We start from the raw sequence: 17,783 nt of genomic DNA, 5'->3' as shown, positions 1-17,783 counted from the left end.
GCGCAGAACCTAGCCGTATGCCTTTGAGACTCCGCCGAGCAGGTTCTCGAGGGTGTCGAAGGTGGGGGTTTCGACCACGTCGATCAGGTCGGTCGCGACAGGTATCTTCCGGTCGCCGGTGACTTTGGCGAACTGGGCGGCGTCGGCGGTACGGAATCCGTGTACGGCGGCCAGTCGTTGTAGTTCCGGGTCGGTTGAGAGCAGCCGCCCCACGCGGTCGCCTTCGGCGTTGAGTGGCACCAGCGTGTGCTTGGAGAGCACGGTCGGCGACGGGTACATCAGCACCATGCCGGGCTTGGTCTGGCCGCGTACGGCGGCGCCGACGAACTGCGCCTCATATACACAGACCAGCGGGGTCTTGCCCATGCCGACCGACAGGTAGTCCTCGAACGGCCCTTCTGTGGTGGCGTCTGTATAGCCCTGCCGAAGGAAGAGTGGCGACACCGTGGGCAGAACCTTCTTCTCTGCGGCAGCGCCCTGGACGACCGCGTCGCCGTTGGCGACATAGCTGGTGATCGACAGATACATCGCGGCGGAATTGGAACTGCGGGGATCCGTCGTGGTGATCAGGATGTTCTTGCGTACGGGATAGGTCTTGTTGTCCTTCAACTGATCCCACCGCGTGCCCTTGGCTGCGAGCCGTAGGTAGCGGGCGATATCGAAGGTCCAGACCGCATCGCGTTTCGCGATGCCCTCCTTGGCGAGGAGTTCGGCGATGGGCTCGAATGTCGCGATAACCATCGGCGAGGAGAACACGGCGTATTCGCGGTTGATCCGCCGTGGCCGCTGTATCCGGTCCGCCGCCGGCGCGCTGGAGGGGAACACGAAGTCGTACCGGCCGAGGTCGACGGAGGTGGCGATCTCACGTGAGCCCGCCGGATCGACCTCGATCTTCACTCCCTGACGCGCGAGCGCCGCACTCACCCGGGGATCGTTGAAGAACGCCTGCTTCTCCGAACCGACCACTCCGCGGACGGTGGCCAGTGGCGGGGCGGATTCCGGGTCTCTGGCGATCGCGACGGCCGTGACCGCGATACCGACGGCGAGAACGACCGGCAGAGCAAAAAGGAGTGACCTATTGCTCGGCCGCGATTTCCACCGTGATGTCGGAGAGGCCGGTGGACCGGGAGGTTCCTCACCAGACGCCGACGGCTCTCCGGCCAGGATCGGATGCGCGATTTCGACGCTCTCGGGATTTTCCTTCTCTGCCCTATCGGTAACGTCTCCGGCCTTCCCCAGATGTACGATCTCTTCGCTCTGGGGTTCTTCGCCTGCGACTGTTACCGGAACGGCCCCCGCCTGCCCCGGCTGCGTGGCGCCACTCTGGACCTTTTCGCCGTCCGGCTCTTCGAGTGCGTCTCCAGCCGTCGCCGGCGGCGCCTGTAGTTCCCGGCGGACGATACGTTCGACCAGAACGGGAACGAAATCCCTGATCGGGCTGCCGTCGAAACGCTGGTGGACCCCTGCCACCGTGTCCTTGACGTGTTCTGGCGAGTGCGCCCCGGCGAAGGTCCCGATCAGCCGGTCGCCCACTTGAAGGATCGCCTGGTCTTCACGAACGGTATCGAGCTTCAACAGCGCACTCCAGGGCGTCGAGTCGAGCATATGTCGCGCACGCCGCTCAGGGCGGACCGCGCCGCGCCAATGCTTACATAGGCCATTGCCCGCCGCTTCATGATTAAAAAATCACCCACACTTATGAGACATGCGTGATTCCATAGTTGAACAGCTGGCTACTAGACGTTTAATTGTAGATTAAAAGCCCAATATGCCCGGCGGCGGTGCTGTGATGGAACGCATCGCTGGCGCGCGTCAGTCGTGGTGGAGCAACGTGGCGAGTTCGGCGCGGTTGCTGGTCCCGATTTTGGTGCCGGCTCGGTAGAGGTGACCTTCCACGGTTCGTACAGAGACGACCAGTCGGTCGGCGATTGCTCGGTTGGGCAGACCGTGGGCGGCCAGCGTGACGATCTCGCGCTCTCGCGTGGTGAGCGGTAGCGGTCGGGCCGCGGCGGTCAGTGCCGGCGTGCGGGCGCCGTCGCATGCTTGGGCGAGCCGATGGGCGCGGGCGCTCGCCGCCGTGGCGAGCGTCTTCTGACCACGTCGTGTGTGGGCTACGGCCGCCTGCGCGGCGGCGTCGGCGGCGGCCAGCGGGTCACCCATCTGCTCGAGCTCGATGGAGGCGGCGCGGAGGGCGTCACCGTCGCCCGCGGCGAGTGCGGCGGTCTGCGCGGCGGCGGCCGGTGCCCGGGGACCGGCCACCCGGGTGGCCAGGTCGGCGAGCCGGCCGGCGACCGAACCGTCACCGAAACAGACGGCGGCGTGAAGCGCCAGGACCTCGTGTGCCGGCTGCCCCTGGGCGGCGGCGACCTCGGCGGCGTCGTGCGTGAGCGCGACCGCCTCGCTCACCACACCTTCGGCGGCGGCCACCCATGCCCGAGCCAACAGCATTTCCGGTTCGAGGAGCAGCAACGCGCGATGCCGTACCTCCCACAGCTCTGCCAGAGCTCGCCGGGCGGCCGCGAAGTCACCGGAGACGGCCAGCGCCTTAGTGGTCGACAGCTGGCAGAAGTACAGGAAGCCGCCGGCGTTACCGGCCCCGTCCATGCCGGCGCGGGCTTCGCGCAGGAGACGCAGGGAACCGGCCACCCGTCCCCGCGCGAGTTCGGCATCGCCCACGATGGCGCTCGAGAGTTCGGCTCCGAACGCAAGGCCCTTGGTCGCCTTGCGACATTCGAGTGCGACATCGAGCGCTTCACGCAGATGCCCGGCCAGCCGCAGCCCGAGCATCTGCCATCCGGCCAGCGGGACGCGCAGGTACGCGAGCTCGGTCGACCGGGCGGCCGCCAGGTGGCCGCGGGCGGCGGCCGGGCCGAGGTCGTCGACGCGGCCCAGCGTGGCGAGCGCACCGACGAGCCCGCAGCTTGGCACGGCCTCGTCGGGAAGCTTCGGCTCGGCAAGTGCCGTGGCCGCGGCCTGTACGGCCCGCTCGGGCCGTCCCAGGCCGGATTCGAGGTAGGCCCGGACCGCGGCCAATCGCAGTCGTGAGGTGTCCTCACTGACCCGTTTCTCGGCGGTCTCCAAGGCGGCCTCCGCTTCTGCGGGACGGCCGGCCAGCCACGTGACGTTCAGCGCCTAGGTCACCGTGGCCCTGACCAGCTCGGCGTCGGTCCCGGCGAGTGCGGTCAGCGCGGCCATCTCCACCTCGACGTCCGGGTAGCGGCTCAGCCCGCCGACGGCCGACACGACGATCATCTGGGCCTGGAAGCCACCACCCGCGGCCACCGCGGCTCGTCCGATCCGCTCGGCCAGACGCATGTCACAGAGCTGGGCCGCGCGTCCGGCGGCCTCGGTCAGCAGGGCCGGGTCGGGTTCGAGGCCGGACTCCACGCTGAGCACGGCGCGGCGCAACGTGTCGTCGGCGCTTCCACCGGAGGTGTTCGCCAGGGCCGTCGCGATGCGGCCACGCAGCCGGCGGGCCCGCAGCGTGCCGATTCCGGCACGCTGTACCTCGCCGTACAGCGGGTGAGTCAGCCGGGCCCGCAGCCCCCGGGCATCCCGCTCCACTCTCACCAGGCCGCGTGCCTCGGCCTCCTCCACCGCCGCCGCATCCGTGAGCCGAGTCAACACGCCGGCGCCCAGCGGCTCGCCGAGGGCGAGCACGTCCACCACGTCCCGCACCTGCGAGGAAAGCCGGCCCATCCGGGCCTCCACCAGGTCCGCCAGCCCCGGTGAGAGCGTCACTTCCCCCGGCCAGCGCCACACCCCGCCCACCGCGCGTAGCCGGCCCGACTCCAGTTCTCCATTCACCAGATGGCGCAAGAAGAGCGCGTTTCCACTGGTCAGCGCTGCCATACGCGCAGCGCTGGCGCTGTCCACCGGCCCATCCGACACGGCCTCGAGCAGCGCGCCGGTCTCCGGGTCCGACAGCGGCTGGACCTCCAGCCGCTTCAGGAGCCCGTCCTTCCACAACGCGCTCACCGCGTCCACGGCCGGCTCGCGGGTGCGTACGGTGACGACCATGGTGACCGCCTTGTGCAGCACCAACTGGTGCACCAGCAGCGCGGAGAGTTCGTCAAGAAGATGCGCGTCGTCCACGCCCACCATGACCCCGGCACGACCCGTGCCTGCGAGCAGCGAGTCGATGCCCTGGCGCAGTACCTGGGCCGGGTCCCCGCCGACGGTTCCGAGCAGTCCCGCGAACGCCCCGAGTGGCAGGCCGCGCGCCGAGGCGGTCGAGGACACCCATCGTGTCGCCATGCCTCGCTGGACGGCCCTGGCCAGCACCTCCTGAGCCAGCCGGGTCTTGCCGACTCCAGACGCCCCCGCGAGTACCACGCCTTTCGGCCCACCGGCCCGCCACGTCGCCTGGTCGATGAACCGGAGTTCCTCGACACGGCCGGTCAACGGCCAGTCCCGGCCAACCCCCGGATCGTACAAACCAGCACCTTGAGCTTTCCCCCGAGCCGCGGAAATCGCGAAACACGGCATGCCGACGATAGCCGCCGATGATCTCAGGACCTCCTGAGGGGCCTAGGAGCTCACGGACCGCAGGGCCGGACGGAAGGAGACCTGTCCCGGGGCCGACGCGACCCGGCTTCCCGTCCGCGCACAACAGGTAGTCGACTACTCGTGACCACAAGGCCCCGATCGTGCTGAAGTCCTTGCTGTGATCGAGTCGACCCACGGGAAGACCCGGTCCATTTCCCCGCGATCACGCCCACATGCGCACCCCACATACGAAGGGATGACCCGTGCAGGTCTTCAGTAAGTTCGTACACGCCGCGATTCTCGGCGGTGCGCTGGCGCTGGTCGTGGCCTGCGGAGGCGGTGGCTCGGGTGACTCCGACTCGGGGAGCGTTCCCGGTACGGGAAGTCTTCCCAATGCGGGAGGCGCCGGTGGGGGAGGCGGCGACAGTGACGAAAACTGCAAGCGCCTTACCAAGGATGAGGTCACGCAGGTGATCGGCCCGAATGACGGCGGCAAGCACGACTACACATTCGGCGGATGCGTCTGGACGGCGACCTCGGCCAAGGCGGGTGCCCCTGAGGGCTTTAACGAGGCGATTTTCGCGGCCGTGCTGCCCAAGGACCAGTACGAGTCCATAGCCGAGATCGGGGAGCCGGTGGCCGGACTCGTTGAGGGCGCCACCTACGACAACACCCATGGCGAGTTGTGGTTCCCGTGCCGTAGCGGCGAGTTCTGCGGGATCAAGGTGAGGACGGTCAGTTCGGATAATCGCCAGGAGAACGCGCTACGACTGGCCAAGCTGCTTCAGGGCCGTGTATAGAGCCCATTCCATCGTGACGGGGCGGGCCGCGACGGGGGCCGGCGGGTGGTCGTGCAAGGGCGAGGCTCCGGGTAATACGGCAGTCGATCAAGACGCGAAGCCGAACCAGGAGCATCCCTTCGCTGTTCCACCCGCCGCCGGTCGGGGGCGAGTGGCGTAGACGGTCAGGTGGGGGACGGCCGGCACGCCGGGTGCACGAGGGGCAGGTGAACGTCCCGGATTGATCATTTACAGGACGGCGTCGGTGTCAGCCATCGCGTGGCCCGGGCCTGTTTGTCCTGGTCGCCGGATGCCTGGGCCTCTTGCAGGAGGCGGGCCTTCAGGGGCGCGGGAATGGCGTCGAGGTCTCTCTTCTGTTTGGCTCGGGTTCTCCATCCGACGAGGTGGCGTACCGCTCCTGCGTAGTGCCGGGCTTCCGCACGCGGGTCTTGCAGGCCGGCAATGATCTCAACGATCGGCATGTCCTTGAGCAGCAGGTCCGGCACTATCTCGTGCACGGGAAATCCCGAACACCGGCCGCTGCCCGCACCGCACCACTCAAAAAGCGTCAGCGCTCGGCTCACGGGCTCCGGGATGGCCTGCCGTAGCCGGTCCCGGAGTTCGCCGAGCAGGTCCGGCGACGGATCGCCGCCTGTCCGCGAGAGCGCGAGCATCCGCCCCGAGAGGTCCTCCAGCGCGGCCGGCATTGCTGAGAGCCACTCGGCTTCTTGTCTCCCCGCCTGCTGACGCTGACGTTCGTCTTCCTCGAATTGCCGCAGCGGGCCTGGGGCACCGTGCTCCTCGAGCCAGTGCAGTAGTGAACGGCCGTCGGCAAGGACCGCATCGCCATCCCAGCCGTCCCAGCGCAGCGTCACGCCATGGTGGAAGACCACCGTGGTCAGGTGCCTGCCATCCTCGTCGAGGAACTCGAACCGGACGTCGCCCGCGCATGCGCACACGGCGCCGGGGACGGAATCCACCGCCATGGCCCTGCGCAAACGGTCAAGCTCGGCCGGCTCCGAAAGATCCGCGAGGATCTCGGCGCCGATCGGGTAACCGGCAGACGGGACGGCGTCCGCCACCCGGACACGGCAGGAGTGCTGCAGGACCGCATCAAGGGCAGCTGGATCTCCCAAGATCAACTCCATTCCGTTTCTCATGCGCCGGACGGGCCGCAGGAGGATCGACTCAGACCGACTGAGCAGAACACTCGCACCTCGCCGCCCTGTGTCGTGACGTGATGCAGCGCCGGACCTTAAGTGTGCGCAGAGCAATCACGGGCGCGGGTCGCAACCCTCATTCATGAGCTCGTCGCTTTCGGTAATATTGGCTATCAGGTCGAGAGGCGCTGCGACGGGCTCAGGTCCGCCACGCTCGGCCTGCATCGTTCACCAAGGGCGCCTCCCACAAGCGGGAGGTGGTCCGGTGGACAGGTCTTTGAACCACGGCGACGAGCACGGACAAGGCGCCGTCCGACACGCGACTCAGGCCCTGCGGGAGCTTCTGGACCGGCGGATCCTGGTGCTCGATGGGGCCTGGGGCACGATGCTGCAGGCTGCGGGACTCACCGCGGCCGACTATCGCGGGGAGCGGTTCCGGGACCACCCGCGTGATGTGACCGGTGACCCGGATCTACTGAACCTGACGCGCCCGGATGTGGTCCTGGACGTGCACCGGCAGTACCTGGCGGCGGGCGCGGACATCACGACGACGAACACGTTCACCGCCACGAGCATCGGCCAGGCGGACTACGGGCTGGAGCCGCTCGTACGGGAGATGAACCTGAGGGGCGCCCAGCTGGCGCGCCAGGCCGCGGACGAGGTGGGAGGGCGTTTCGTCGCCGGCTCGATCGGGCCGCTGAACGTCACGCTGTCACTGTCCCCGCGGGTGGAGGACCCCGCGTACCGGGCGGTGTCGTTCGACGACGTTCGCGCCACGTACGCCGAGCAGGTCCAGGCGCTCGCCGACGGCGGGGTCGACCTGCTGCTGATCGAGACGATCTTCGACACGCTCAACGCCAAGGCCGCCGTCGCCGCCGCCCGCGAGGTCGCCCCGCATCTGCCGCTGTGGATCTCGGTGGCGATCGTCGACCTGAGCGGGCGCACGCTGTCGGGGCAGACCGTCGAGGCGTTCTGGAGCTCGATCGAGCACGCCGATCCGCTGGTGGTGGGCGTGAACTGTTCGCTGGGCGCCGAGGAGATGCGGCCGCACGTCGCCGAGCTGTCGCGGCTCGCCGGGACGTACACGGCCTGCCATCCCAACGCCGGGCTGCCGAACGCCTTCGGCGGCTACGACGAGACCCCGGAGGAGACCGCACGGCTGCTCGGCGAGTTCGTCGCCTCGGGAACGGTCAACATCGTCGGCGGGTGCTGCGGCACGACGCCGGCGCACATCGAGCGGATCGCGGTGGCCGCCAAGGGTCTCGCGCCGCGCCCGGTCGCGACTCCGCCGGCGCATACCCGCTTCAGCGGCCTGGAGCCCTTCGAGATCGGCCCGGACACCGGGTTCGTCATGATCGGAGAGCGCACCAACGTCACGGGCTCGAAGCGGTTCCGTCGCCTGATCGAATCGGGCGACCACCAGGCCGCCGTCGACGTCGCACTGGAGCAGGTACGCGGCGGGGCCAACCTGCTCGATGTGAACATGGACGCCGACCTGCTCGACAGCGAGCGGGCCATGACCACGTTCCTGAATCTGATCGCGACCGAGCCGGAGGTCGCCCGTATCCCGATCATGGTCGACAGCTCGCGGTGGAGCGTGCTCGAGGCCGGGCTCAAGTGCGTACAGGGCAAGGGCGTCGTCAACTCGATCAGCCTCAAGGAGGGCGAGGAGCCGTTCCTGCAACAGGCCCGGCACATCCGGGACTACGGTGCCGGCGTGGTCGTCATGGCCTTCGACGAGCAGGGGCAGGCCGACACGGCCGAACGCAAGGTGGCGATCTGCGGCCGCGCCTACGACCTGCTGACGCAGCGGGCCGGGTTCGCCGCCGAGGACATCGTGTTCGATCCCAACGTGCTCGCGGTCGCCACCGGCATCGCCGAGCACAACGGCTACGCGAAGGCGTTCCTCGACGCGCTGCCGCTGATCAAGCAGCGGTGTCCCGGAGCGCACATCAGCGGCGGCATCTCCAACCTGTCGTTCTCCTTCCGCGGCAATGACGTCGTACGCGAGGCGATGCACTCGGCGTTCCTGTTCCACGCCGTACGTGCCGGGCTGGACATGGGCATCGTCAACGCGGGGCAGCTCGCGGTCTACCAGGACATCCCCGCCGACCTGCTCGAACTCGTCGAGGACGTGCTGTTCGACCGGCGTGACGACGCCACCGACCGGCTCGTCACGTTCGCCGAGACGGTCAGCGGTTCCGGCACCCGACGCGTCGTGGACCTGTCCTGGCGCGATGCCCCCGTGGAGGAGCGCCTGTCGCACGCGCTCGTGCACGGCATCGTCGACTTCATCGAGGACGACACCGAAGAGGCCCGGCAGCTGAAGGCGCGTCCGCTCGAGGTGATCGAGGGTCCGCTGATGGACGGCATGAAGATCGTTGGAGACCTGTTCGGCGCCGGGAAGATGTTCCTGCCACAGGTCGTCAAGAGCGCACGGGTGATGAAGCGCTCGGTCGCCTACCTCGAGCCGTACATGGAGGCCGAGAAGGAGCAGGCGCGGCTGGATGGGCGCGCCGAGGCCGATCGCGGCAACGGAAAGGTGGTGCTCGCGACGGTCAAGGGCGACGTGCACGACATCGGCAAGAACATCGTCGGTGTCGTCCTCGGCTGCAACAACTACGAGGTCATCGACCTCGGTGTCATGGTCCCCGCCGCTGTCATCCTCGACACCGCGGTCACCGAAGGCGCCGACGCCGTGGGCCTGTCGGGACTGATCACCCCGTCGCTGGACGAGATGGTCACCGTCGCCACCGAGATGCAGCGCCGCGGGCTGAAGCTGCCCCTGCTGATCGGCGGCGCCACCACATCTCGTCAGCACACCGCGGTCCGGATCGCCCCCGCCTACGACCGCACCACGGTCCATGTACTCGACGCGTCCCGCGTCGTCGGCGTGGTCTCGGACCTGCTCGACACCGAGCGGGCCGAGGAACTGGACGTGAGCAACCGCGCCGAGCAGGAGCGCCTGCGCAAGCAGCACGAGACCAGGCAGCGGAGCCCTCTGCTGACCCTCGCGCAAGCCCGCGAGAACCGTGAACAGGTACTGTTCGGCGACCTGCCCGTCCCCGCCTTCACCGGCGTCCGTACCGTCGCCCCGGACCTGACCGCCCTCCGCGCGATGATCGACTGGCAGTTCCTCTTCCTCGCCTGGGAACTGAAGGGCAAGTACCCGGCGATCCTCGACCAGCCGGTGGCTCGTGAGCTCTACGACGACGCGAACACCCTGCTCGACGAGATCATCGCGGCCGGCCACTTCCAGGCCCGTGGCGCCTACGGTTTCTGGCCCGCGCACGCCGACGGCGACGACATCCTGTTCGACGGCGACCACGACGGCATGCGCCTGCCGATGCTGCGCCAGCAGACGGCCAAGCCCGCGGGCCGGCCGAACCGGTGCCTCGCGGACTACCTGGCCCCGGCCGGGGACCACATCGGCGGGTTCGCCGTGGCCGTCCACGGCGCCGAAGAGCTCGCCGCCACCTTCGAAGCCCAAAGCGACGACTATCGGGCGATCATGGTGAAGGCCCTGGCCGACCGCTTCGCTGAAGCGTTCGCCGAGCACATCCACCTTCAGGCGAGGCGTGCCTGGTACGAGCCCGACGCCGACCCGAAGATCGAAGACCTGCACGCCGAGCGCTTCCGCGGCATCCGCCCCGCATTCGGCTACCCTGCGAGCCCGGACCACAGCCAGAAGCAGGCCCTGTTCGATCTGCTCGACGCCGATCAGCTCGGCATGGCCCTGACCGAGTCCTTCGCGATGACCCCCGCCGCCAGCGTCAGCGGACTGCTCTTCGCCCATCCGTCGTCGCGGTACTTCACCGTGGGACGCATCGGCAAGGACCAGACCCAGGACTACGCCATGCGGCGAGGCCTCGACCTGACCGACATCGAACGCTGGCTGCGTCCCAATCTCGCCTACGAACCCCGGTAAACCGAAGGTGCCAAGCCAAAGGCCCGCGCCCTACGGACGCGGGCCTTGGCGGGTGTCACTAGCGCGTGACGGTCAGCGTCACACTGTTGTGCTTGTAGGACACCCTGAACTGGTGGCCGTTCGCGCGCACGACGTCCCCTTCGGACAGCCCGTCGAACCTGCCACTGATGGAGCTGCCGCTCATGATCGTCAGCACGGTGCCCCGGGTCGGCTTTCCGTGCACATCAATGTCCAGGTCCCCGTCCAACACCAGGCGACCGGCGGACCGTACGCTCGTGTAGTCGTTGTTGCCGGAGATGGTGACGGCGAGGTCACCCTTCCGGCCGATGCGCACATCCCCTCCGACGTTCAGGACATTGCCCGCAGCGACATGCTGATCGGCTGCGTACTTCGCTTCGCCGGCCGAGACACCGGGCTGCAGTACGCCGTCGGAGACATAGACGCCGCCGGTCACGGTGCCGCTGCCACCGAGCGTTCCGCCGCGCACGTCGATCGGGCTGGCGTGCGAGCCGACGACCGAGAGCTTGCCGTCGAGGACCGTGCTCGTCCCGTGCCAGGTGCCATTGCCGGCGAGGAACAGGGTTCCGTTGCCGCGCTTGGTGAGGCTGCCCTCGTACGCGCGGGCGTTGCGTGCCTTCTCACGCCGGACGCCGGTGGCGTAGTCCGACTTGTCCTTGTCGCTCGCGTTGGCGGGCAGGCCGCGCGTCCATCCTCGCGCGATCTTGGTCGCCTTCCACGCGGCCGCTTCGGTGGCATCCTCTTGCCGGCGCGCCTGGATGGCAACGTCGGAGATGTCGTTCGACCACACGTCGCTGCGTCCCTGCGTGTCGACCCGGAACGGCCCCACCAGCTGGCCCGGACCGTTCATGGCCTCCCGCAGGCTGACCGTGCCCCAGCCGTTGCGTGAGTCGGGAACCTGCACGATCTGGCCGCGGGTGGGATTCGAAACGGCGTTGCCCGCCGCGTCGCTGATCGTGTTGTTCTGCCGACCGGTCGTGTACATCGTGTAGAGCGCCTGCTCGTTGGTCATGTACGGGAAGCGCTGCATGATCAACGACAGCGCGGCCGCCGAGTGCGGCCCGGCCATCGACGTCCCCGACGCGGCCCTGTAACGCGCCTGCGGTACGCCGTCGACGAGCTCCACCCACGTGCTGTTGATCAGCCTGCTCGGTGCGGTGACGCAGGACCACTTCGCGACACCGCACTGGTTGAATTCCTGCTGCCCCGGGACCAGCACCGAACCGTCGGCGTTGAACGTGCGCCCGACAGTGGGGTTGATTCCCGACGTGGTGAACCAGCGACCCTCGAGGTCGGGCAGGTAGTACGGCGCGGCACCCCGCGCCGTCGGGTTCGCGACGCCGGCGTTACCGGCGGTGAACTGGAGGATCTTGCCGGACCGTGCGACCTCGATGGCGCCATTCAGCCAATGCTTGGTGTTGCCGTTGGCATCGGCGACGCCGTCTGGAGTCGACAGGTAACGCCATGCCGCGTTCAGGCCGAAGGTGTCCGGGCTGCCGGGCGTCGGCTCGAGGGTGTTGTAGTTCTCCGTGGATGGCGCGCTGCCCCAGCTGGTGGTGATGAGCCGGATGGGCTTGCCGTTCGCCGTCTTCGCCTTGCTCACCGACCGGTACAGGTTGGCCAGATAGGCGTTGTCCGGCGTCTGCGCGGCGGTCGCGTTCGGCGGCACCAGTCCGTAGAACACGCCGTCCGTCTTGTGAGTGTTGCCGATGTACGCGTTGGCGTTGAACGCGACGCCGTGCATGTTGGCCGCGGGCCCGTCCGGCTGCGTTTCACCGACGCCGTCGCGGCTCGCGGCCACGGTCCCGCTGACATGCGTGCCGTGACTGTCGTTGAACGCCGGGTCGTACCAACCCGGTGTGGGCCCGGTGTCGCCGCCCTGGGCCGTCACCGAGAAGAAGCGATCGCCGGTCGCGTAGTCCGTGTCGAGGCTGCCGTGCTCCCGCACATGCCCGGCGAAGACGCCCGAGTCGACGATGCCGATGTTCATCCCGCCGCCGGCATAGCCGTCGGCGTAAGCGAACTCCGCTCCGATCGACACCAGGCCGGCGTCCCGGTTGAACTCAGCGGTCCGCCAACTCGCCGGGTCGCCGAGGCGGCCGGGATCACCCACATAGGACTTGATCGGCGGCGGCGCCTTGGACCCCTGCGCCATCGCCGGCTGCGCGACCACGCAGGGCCCCACCACCACCATCGACGTCAACGCCGCGATCAGCGCCGTCCGCACGTGCTTCGTGGTCGACAATCCAGCCTCCTCCATGATCGATCCGCGCAAAAGGTATCTTCACGGCCATAACGGATCAATACATTGAGCAAGGCAAGTTCAGGATTCCGGCGTAAGACGACGTCTCATTTGGTGAGTCGGCGGTAGCAGATGGGGGTGGCGATGACCCCGACCCTGCACGTCGGTCAGCGGCGGATGAGAGCGCTTCCTCCGGCGGGCAGGGTCACCTTGACGACGGGGCCGGTCGCCGTCGTCACGCGCACGGTGCGGCCGGTCTCGTCGAAGACCCAGGCGGTCGCGGCACCCACGCCCGGTACGCGCACGGCGGCCTGGCGCGGTCCGGTGCCGAAGCTGCGCAGCAGGGCGGTCCCGTGTCCGCGGCCGTCGAGGACCAACCGCTCCACCTCGGGCTGCACCAGTAGCGCGTCGACCACCGTGGTCCCGCGTACGCCGGTCACGGTCACCGTGCCGCTGCGCCGCACCGTCCGCGGCAGTGTCCGGACCGCAAGCAGGCCCCGCGCCGGGGAGTCGCCCTGCGCGCCGACCTCCCCATGGTCGACCAGCCCGACGGCTCGCGCGTCCACCCGCCATTCGCTCGTACCCGCGTTTGGCGCGAGCTCCACCGCCGGCATCAGCACGCTCGGCTCGATGACCGGCACGTCGAGCACGAGCCGCCCGCCCGGGCCCAGGCGTACTCCGGCTCCGCCGCTCCACTGGCTCTCGCCGGTCCATGCGCTCCCGGGATGGTGCGGACCCGCGTCACCCGACAGCGTGCCGGTCTCGGCTTCGATGAGCCGCCAGCCGGTCCGCTCAACCACCGTGGCGGTGCGCGCCACGGCCGCGGTGTCCGGCGCGCCGTCCAGCGCGAGCATCGCCAGCAGCCCGTGGATGGTGGACTCTGCGCCGGAGTTCTGGTTGACCTTCCCCCCGCCGTCCACTCCGTCGAAGGTACGTCCGGTCGCCGGGTCGTACATCGGCGTGCCCGCAGGGTTGTTGCCGAAGAACCACGACGCCGCGACACCGGCAAGGGCGCGCAGCCGTGGCCGGTCTCCCGCGTCGGCCGCCACGAGCAGCGACTCCACCCGCGACTGCGCACCGTAGGCGATCTGGGCCGGGTCGCTCGGCGTCGGCATCCAGCCGTTCTGCGGTCCGGCGGCGATCAGCAGGTGCGGGGTGAACGACGCGACGTCGGTCAGCGCGGCGTCGAGCAGTCGCTTGTCGCCCAGGACGTCATACGACCGGGCCAGGCCGGCGGGGGCGAGCCCGCCCCAGCCGTGCCAGACCGCCCGGGACAGCGCCCACGGCAGTACGGCTCCGAACGGCCAGGTCCGGGGGGTGCCGGCCCGCATCGCCGCCACCCCTTCGGAGAGCTTGGCCAGCACGCCGCGCGCCCGAGGATCATCGCTCGCCCGCACGTAGGCCGTGAGCCCGAGGAGCGCCTCGCCGGTCGCGTCGGCACCGTCGGCGATCAGCCAGGCCGGCACCCCGGTGCCGTCGATGTCCAGCCACTCGCCGTACCGGCTGAGTACGTGCCGGTCGACGGCGTCGAGCGCGAGCTGGAGGCGGTCGCCGAGGAACCGGGCGAAGCGCCGATCGGTGCGTGCGAAGGCCGCATGACCTTCGCCCAGCGCCCAGATGGTGCGGGCCAGCCAGTACGAGTCCGAGCTGTCGGAGGGGTCCGGGCTCTCCTTCGGCTCGGCGCTGGGGTTGAGCGTGCCGTCCGGCTGCATCCACAGCACGACGTTGCCGGCGCCGTGGCCGGTCGTGGTCTGGAGGAAGGTGAGCCCGCGCAGGAGATGGCAGGCGGCGGTCCGGCTGCTCGCCGCGCCGGTCGCCTGCCAGTGCCGGACGTACGCCACGGCGGCGCGGCTGATGTCGTCGGCGTTGAACGCGCCTTGGCCGTAGGTGTCGGTGGCCGGATCGTAGGCTCCGCCGCCGATCCGCTGGTAGGTGCCGTCCGGCCGCCGGTCGGCATAGGTCCAGAGCACGCCGATGTGCGGCTCGTCGGTGAGCCGGTACGTGGTGTGGCCGGGCTGTTCCGGCGGTGTGATCGCCGCGCCGAGCCAGTCCAGATGGGCGAGGTTGGTCAGGTTGCCGACGGGCCGGGCGGCGGCCGCACGGGCCGCCGGTGCGGTAACGCCTGCGGCGGCCAGCGGCAGCGCGATGGTGCCGGCGGCGAGGAAGGTTCTACGACGGATGGACCGACGGATGGACATGGTTCCCTCTCGGGTCAGGAGGCGTTGGTCTGGGTCATCTCGACCGTCGTGCCGGTACGGAGGGATTCGGTGCCGGCGAGAGCCGTGGCCACCGCCGCCGGCCGGCCCGCTCATCCGACCCGATCCAGCCGAGTGACCCCGATCTTGGCGTCCGCCATGCCGTAGAAGACGTACCGCACCCCGTCGACCTCTTCGATCGCGGTGGGGAACACCACGTTGGCGACCATGCCGGTGCGCTCGTCCGGCGTCTCCGGCTCGAGGATCGGTGTCGCCGTGCGGGCGAGGACCCGGGTGACGTCGGCCGGATCCAGCAGCATGGCGCCGGCTCCGTAGCGCACCTGCTGGTTCGTGGGATCCCAGCCGGGCGGGACGTGGCCGCTGACACCGTGGTGGATCAGCAGCCAGCCCTCCTCGACGCGGATGGGCGCGGGCCCAGCTCCGATCTTGAGTTCCTCGAAGGGGTGCGCGGACAGTGCGACCAGCCGGTGGTCCCGCTGGCGGACCAGAGCGCGCAGGTCGCGTTCGACCTCGACGACCGGGACGTACGACACCCAGATGCCCGGCCGCTCGTCGGTGAGCCCCGCCGGCAGGTGGACCCCCTCACCCGGCCGGAACCAGCCGAGGTCCCACATCGGCCGGTGCAGCATCGCGTACGCCGGCTCGCCGTCCGGGCCCGGCACCGGTTCGGGAAAGAACACCGCGTCCTTGTTGGGGAAGAGGTTCAGGTCGGTGTCGAGATCCGGCTGGTACGCGAAGTGCAACGGACCCAGCCGCCGCCAGTACATCAGGTCGTCCGACACCGCGAGGGCGAGCCTGGGGCCGAGCGGGCCGTAGGCGACGTACGTCATCAGGTGCACGCCGAGCCGCGGGACCCAGGTGACGCGCGGGTCTTCCACGCCGGCGTTGTTGAGTCCGCGTTCCCAACCCTCGTCAGGCTCGAGCGCGACGCCGCGGCGCTCGACCCCGACCGGCACGCCGTCGTCCAGGACGACCTCGGCGAGCCCGACCCGGGAGACGTTGCCACTCGCGACCAGGCGCGGGAGCAGATGCAGGCGGCCGTCCGGCGTCCGCCCGCTCGCGGGGTTGAGCACGCCTTCGGCTTCGAGGTCGTTGCCGGGCTCGGGTGTCATGACGATGCCGAGCCGGGTGAGGGTATAGGGAACAGTCGGGATGGTGGATGTCACCAGGTCAGCCCTTCACGCTGCTGCCGAGATCGGTCGAGACGAAACGGCGCTGGAAGATCAGGAACAGTGCCACGGCGGGCGCGGCGAGCACGCAGGCGCCGGCGAGGATCGCGCCGAACGGGTTGGCCGCCCGTGCGGCGATGTTGTTCATGTAGTTGGCGAGAGAGACCGCCAGTGGCTGCATGTCGGCCTGCTTGGTGATGAGGAACGGCCACAGGAACTCGTTCCAGGGACCGATGAACGTCAGGAGGACAGCCGTGAGCAGGGCCGGCTTGACAAGCGGGACCGCCACTTTCCTCAGGATGGTCAGCTCGCCGGCACCATCGATGCGGGCCGCGTCGAACAGCTCACGGGGCAACTGCAGGAAGTACTGCCGGAAGATGAAGACCGCCGTCGAGTTGATGGCGAACGGCAGGATCATGCCCAGGTAGTTGTCGGCCAGTCCGTAGTCGCGCACGATCAGGACGTAGAGCGGTACGGTCATCAGCTGGAAGGGCACCACCTGCATCAGCAGCATCGTGCTGAACACCAGGCCCCGCCCGCGGAACTCCAGCTGCGCGAGGGCGTAGCCGGCCAGCAGCCCGAACACCATGGTGCACAGGATCACGCCGCCGGTGAAGATTCCCGAGTTGACCAGGGACTGGACGAGGTCGATGGCCCGGTCGATCTCGCGGTAGTTGGCGACGGTGAGGTTGCCCGGGTCCGGGAAGGCGCCCGAAGGCGACGCGTTCGGCTCGGTCTGCAGGCTCCCGATCAGCATGTAATAGAAGGGGAACAGGAACACGAACGCGCCCGTCAGCAGGATGCCGAAGCGGACGGCCGCCCTCGGTCGTGACCTGCTGCTCTCCTTTCGCGGCCGGGCGTCGCCCGCGGAGGTCGTGCGGCTCGCGGGGGGCCGGGTGGTGTTCACTGCCATGGGTTCATCTCTTCTCCAGCAGTCGGCGTTGCGCCAGCGCGATGAGCAGGACGCCGAGCACGAGGATGACGCCGATCGCCGAGGCGACGTCGGGGTTGCCCTGCTCGATGCCGCGCTGGTACATCAACAGCACTGGCGAGGCCGAGGCTCCGTCCGGCCCGCCACCGCCGGTGAGCAGGTAGGGCTCGGTGAAGAGGTTGGCGCCGGTCACCGTGCCGAGAAGCACGACCAACACGGTCGCCGGCCGTACGCCCGGCACGGTCACCGACCAGAACGACCGCCACCGGCCGGCGCCGTCGACGGACGCCGATTCGTACAGCTCTTTGGGGATGTTCTGCAACGCCGCGAGGTAGAGCAGGATGTAGAAGCCGAGACCTTTCCACGTGACGAACAGCGCGATCGCGGGCATCGCCAGGTGCTCGTTGACCAGCCACGACGGGTCCGGTGCGAAAGGTCCGAGCACTGAGTTGACCAGGCCTCCGGAGTTGAACAGGAACCGCCAGACACCCACCACCGCGACGCTCGCGGTGACGTACGGCAGGTAGTAACCCATCCGGAAGAACGTCCGGAACCGGATCGCTGTGTTGAGCGCCGTGGCGAGCAGCAGCGAGAGCGCCACGGTGAGGGGGACGTTGATGACGAGCAGCACCACGATGTTGCCGAACGACTGCCGTACGGCCGGATCCGCGAGGACGGTCGCGTAGTTCGCCAACCCGACGAAGGGCCGGTCGACGACGGCTCCGGGTGCGGTGAAGAAGTAGTCGTGGAACGACATGTAGACCGCGAAGCCCAGGGGATAGGCGAACACCGCGACCAGGAACAGCACGTACGGCGTCACGAAGGCCGTGCCGAGGACCTGCCGGCCGAGCC

12 protein-coding genes, 1 pseudogene and 1 riboswitch are annotated in these 17,783 nt (G+C 69.1%); of the genes and pseudogenes, 3 read left to right on the top strand and 10 right to left on the bottom strand.

All coding sequences use genetic code 11. The annotated features are described in order from the left end of the window. Positions 1-9: 9 nt before the first annotated feature. On the bottom strand, positions 10-966 hold the full coding sequence (locus tag HKK72_RS39975; protein WP_222720913.1) for a hypothetical protein: 957 nt from the start codon (positions 964-966) through the stop codon (positions 10-12). A gap of 273 nt (positions 967-1,239) precedes the next feature. On the opposite strand from HKK72_RS39975, the gene HKK72_RS39970 reads away from it, so the two are divergent. After that, positions 1,240-1,386 carry a hypothetical protein gene (locus tag HKK72_RS39970; RefSeq protein ID WP_222720912.1) on the top strand — a complete coding sequence of 49 codons (147 nt, stop codon included), beginning with the start codon at positions 1,240-1,242 and terminating at the stop codon, positions 1,384-1,386. Between the two features lie 9 nt (positions 1,387-1,395). Here HKK72_RS39970 and HKK72_RS42805 read toward each other — a convergent pair. The 3 genes and pseudogenes from HKK72_RS42805 to HKK72_RS20190 form a co-directional block, all read right to left on the bottom strand. Next, a pseudogene (locus tag HKK72_RS42805) lies at positions 1,396-1,605 on the bottom strand (three-helix bundle dimerization domain-containing protein); the annotation flags it as partial. 207 nt (positions 1,606-1,812) lie between these two features. Beyond that, on the bottom strand, positions 1,813-3,081 hold the full coding sequence (locus tag HKK72_RS20195; RefSeq protein ID WP_187235954.1) for a helix-turn-helix domain-containing protein: 1,269 nt from the start codon (positions 3,079-3,081) through the stop codon (positions 1,813-1,815). Between the two features lie 51 nt (positions 3,082-3,132). After that, complete coding sequence (locus HKK72_RS20190) at positions 3,133-4,437, bottom strand: AAA family ATPase (protein ID WP_187235953.1); 1,305 nt, start codon at positions 4,435-4,437, stop codon at positions 3,133-3,135. A 314-nt stretch (positions 4,438-4,751) separates the two neighbouring features. Here HKK72_RS20190 and HKK72_RS20185 point away from each other — a divergent pair, with 314 nt between their 5' ends. After that, positions 4,752-5,288: a hypothetical protein gene (locus HKK72_RS20185; RefSeq protein WP_187235952.1), complete on the top strand. Its 537-nt coding sequence runs from the start codon at positions 4,752-4,754 to the stop codon at positions 5,286-5,288. 224 nt (positions 5,289-5,512) lie between these two features. On the opposite strand, the gene HKK72_RS20180 is transcribed toward HKK72_RS20185, so the two are convergent. Continuing rightward, entirely contained in the window at positions 5,513-6,349 is an 837-nt protein-coding gene (locus tag HKK72_RS20180; RefSeq protein WP_187235951.1) for a hypothetical protein, read from the bottom strand. Between the two features lie 252 nt (positions 6,350-6,601). Beyond that, positions 6,602-6,677, top strand: a riboswitch (S-adenosyl-L-homocysteine riboswitch). Between the two features lie 15 nt (positions 6,678-6,692). On the opposite strand from HKK72_RS20180, the gene metH reads away from it, so the two are divergent. After that, a complete protein-coding gene (gene metH, locus HKK72_RS20175) occupies positions 6,693-10,355 on the top strand; it encodes a methionine synthase (RefSeq protein WP_187235950.1) in 3,663 nt (1,220 codons plus the stop codon). Between the two features lie 58 nt (positions 10,356-10,413). On the opposite strand, the gene HKK72_RS20170 is transcribed toward metH, so the two are convergent. The 5 genes from HKK72_RS20170 to HKK72_RS20150 form a co-directional block, all read right to left on the bottom strand. Next, positions 10,414-12,618 (bottom strand): S8 family serine peptidase, encoded by a 2,205-nt coding sequence (locus HKK72_RS20170; protein WP_187235949.1) that lies wholly within the window; start codon positions 12,616-12,618, stop codon positions 10,414-10,416. A 164-nt stretch (positions 12,619-12,782) separates the two neighbouring features. Then, a complete protein-coding gene (locus HKK72_RS20165; RefSeq protein WP_187235948.1) occupies positions 12,783-14,813 on the bottom strand; it encodes a hypothetical protein in 2,031 nt (676 codons plus the stop codon). Positions 14,814-14,923: 110 nt separating this feature from the next. Further along, positions 14,924-15,997: a hypothetical protein gene (locus HKK72_RS20160; RefSeq protein WP_222720911.1), complete on the bottom strand. Its 1,074-nt coding sequence runs from the start codon at positions 15,995-15,997 to the stop codon at positions 14,924-14,926. Between the two features lie 4 nt (positions 15,998-16,001). Then, a complete protein-coding gene (locus tag HKK72_RS20155; protein ID WP_187235947.1) occupies positions 16,002-16,913 on the bottom strand; it encodes a carbohydrate ABC transporter permease in 912 nt (303 codons plus the stop codon). A 4-nt stretch (positions 16,914-16,917) separates the two neighbouring features. Then, a partial coding sequence (locus tag HKK72_RS20150) for a carbohydrate ABC transporter permease (protein ID WP_187235946.1) occupies positions 16,918-17,783 on the bottom strand: 866 nt, incomplete at its 5' end.

It is taken from the genome of Actinomadura sp. HBU206391 (assembly GCF_014323665.1).
Classification (GTDB): domain Bacteria; phylum Actinomycetota; class Actinomycetes; order Streptosporangiales; family Streptosporangiaceae; genus Actinomadura_C.
Note: the sequence above shows the minus strand (reverse complement) of the source record. Positions and strands in the feature narration are given on the sequence as shown.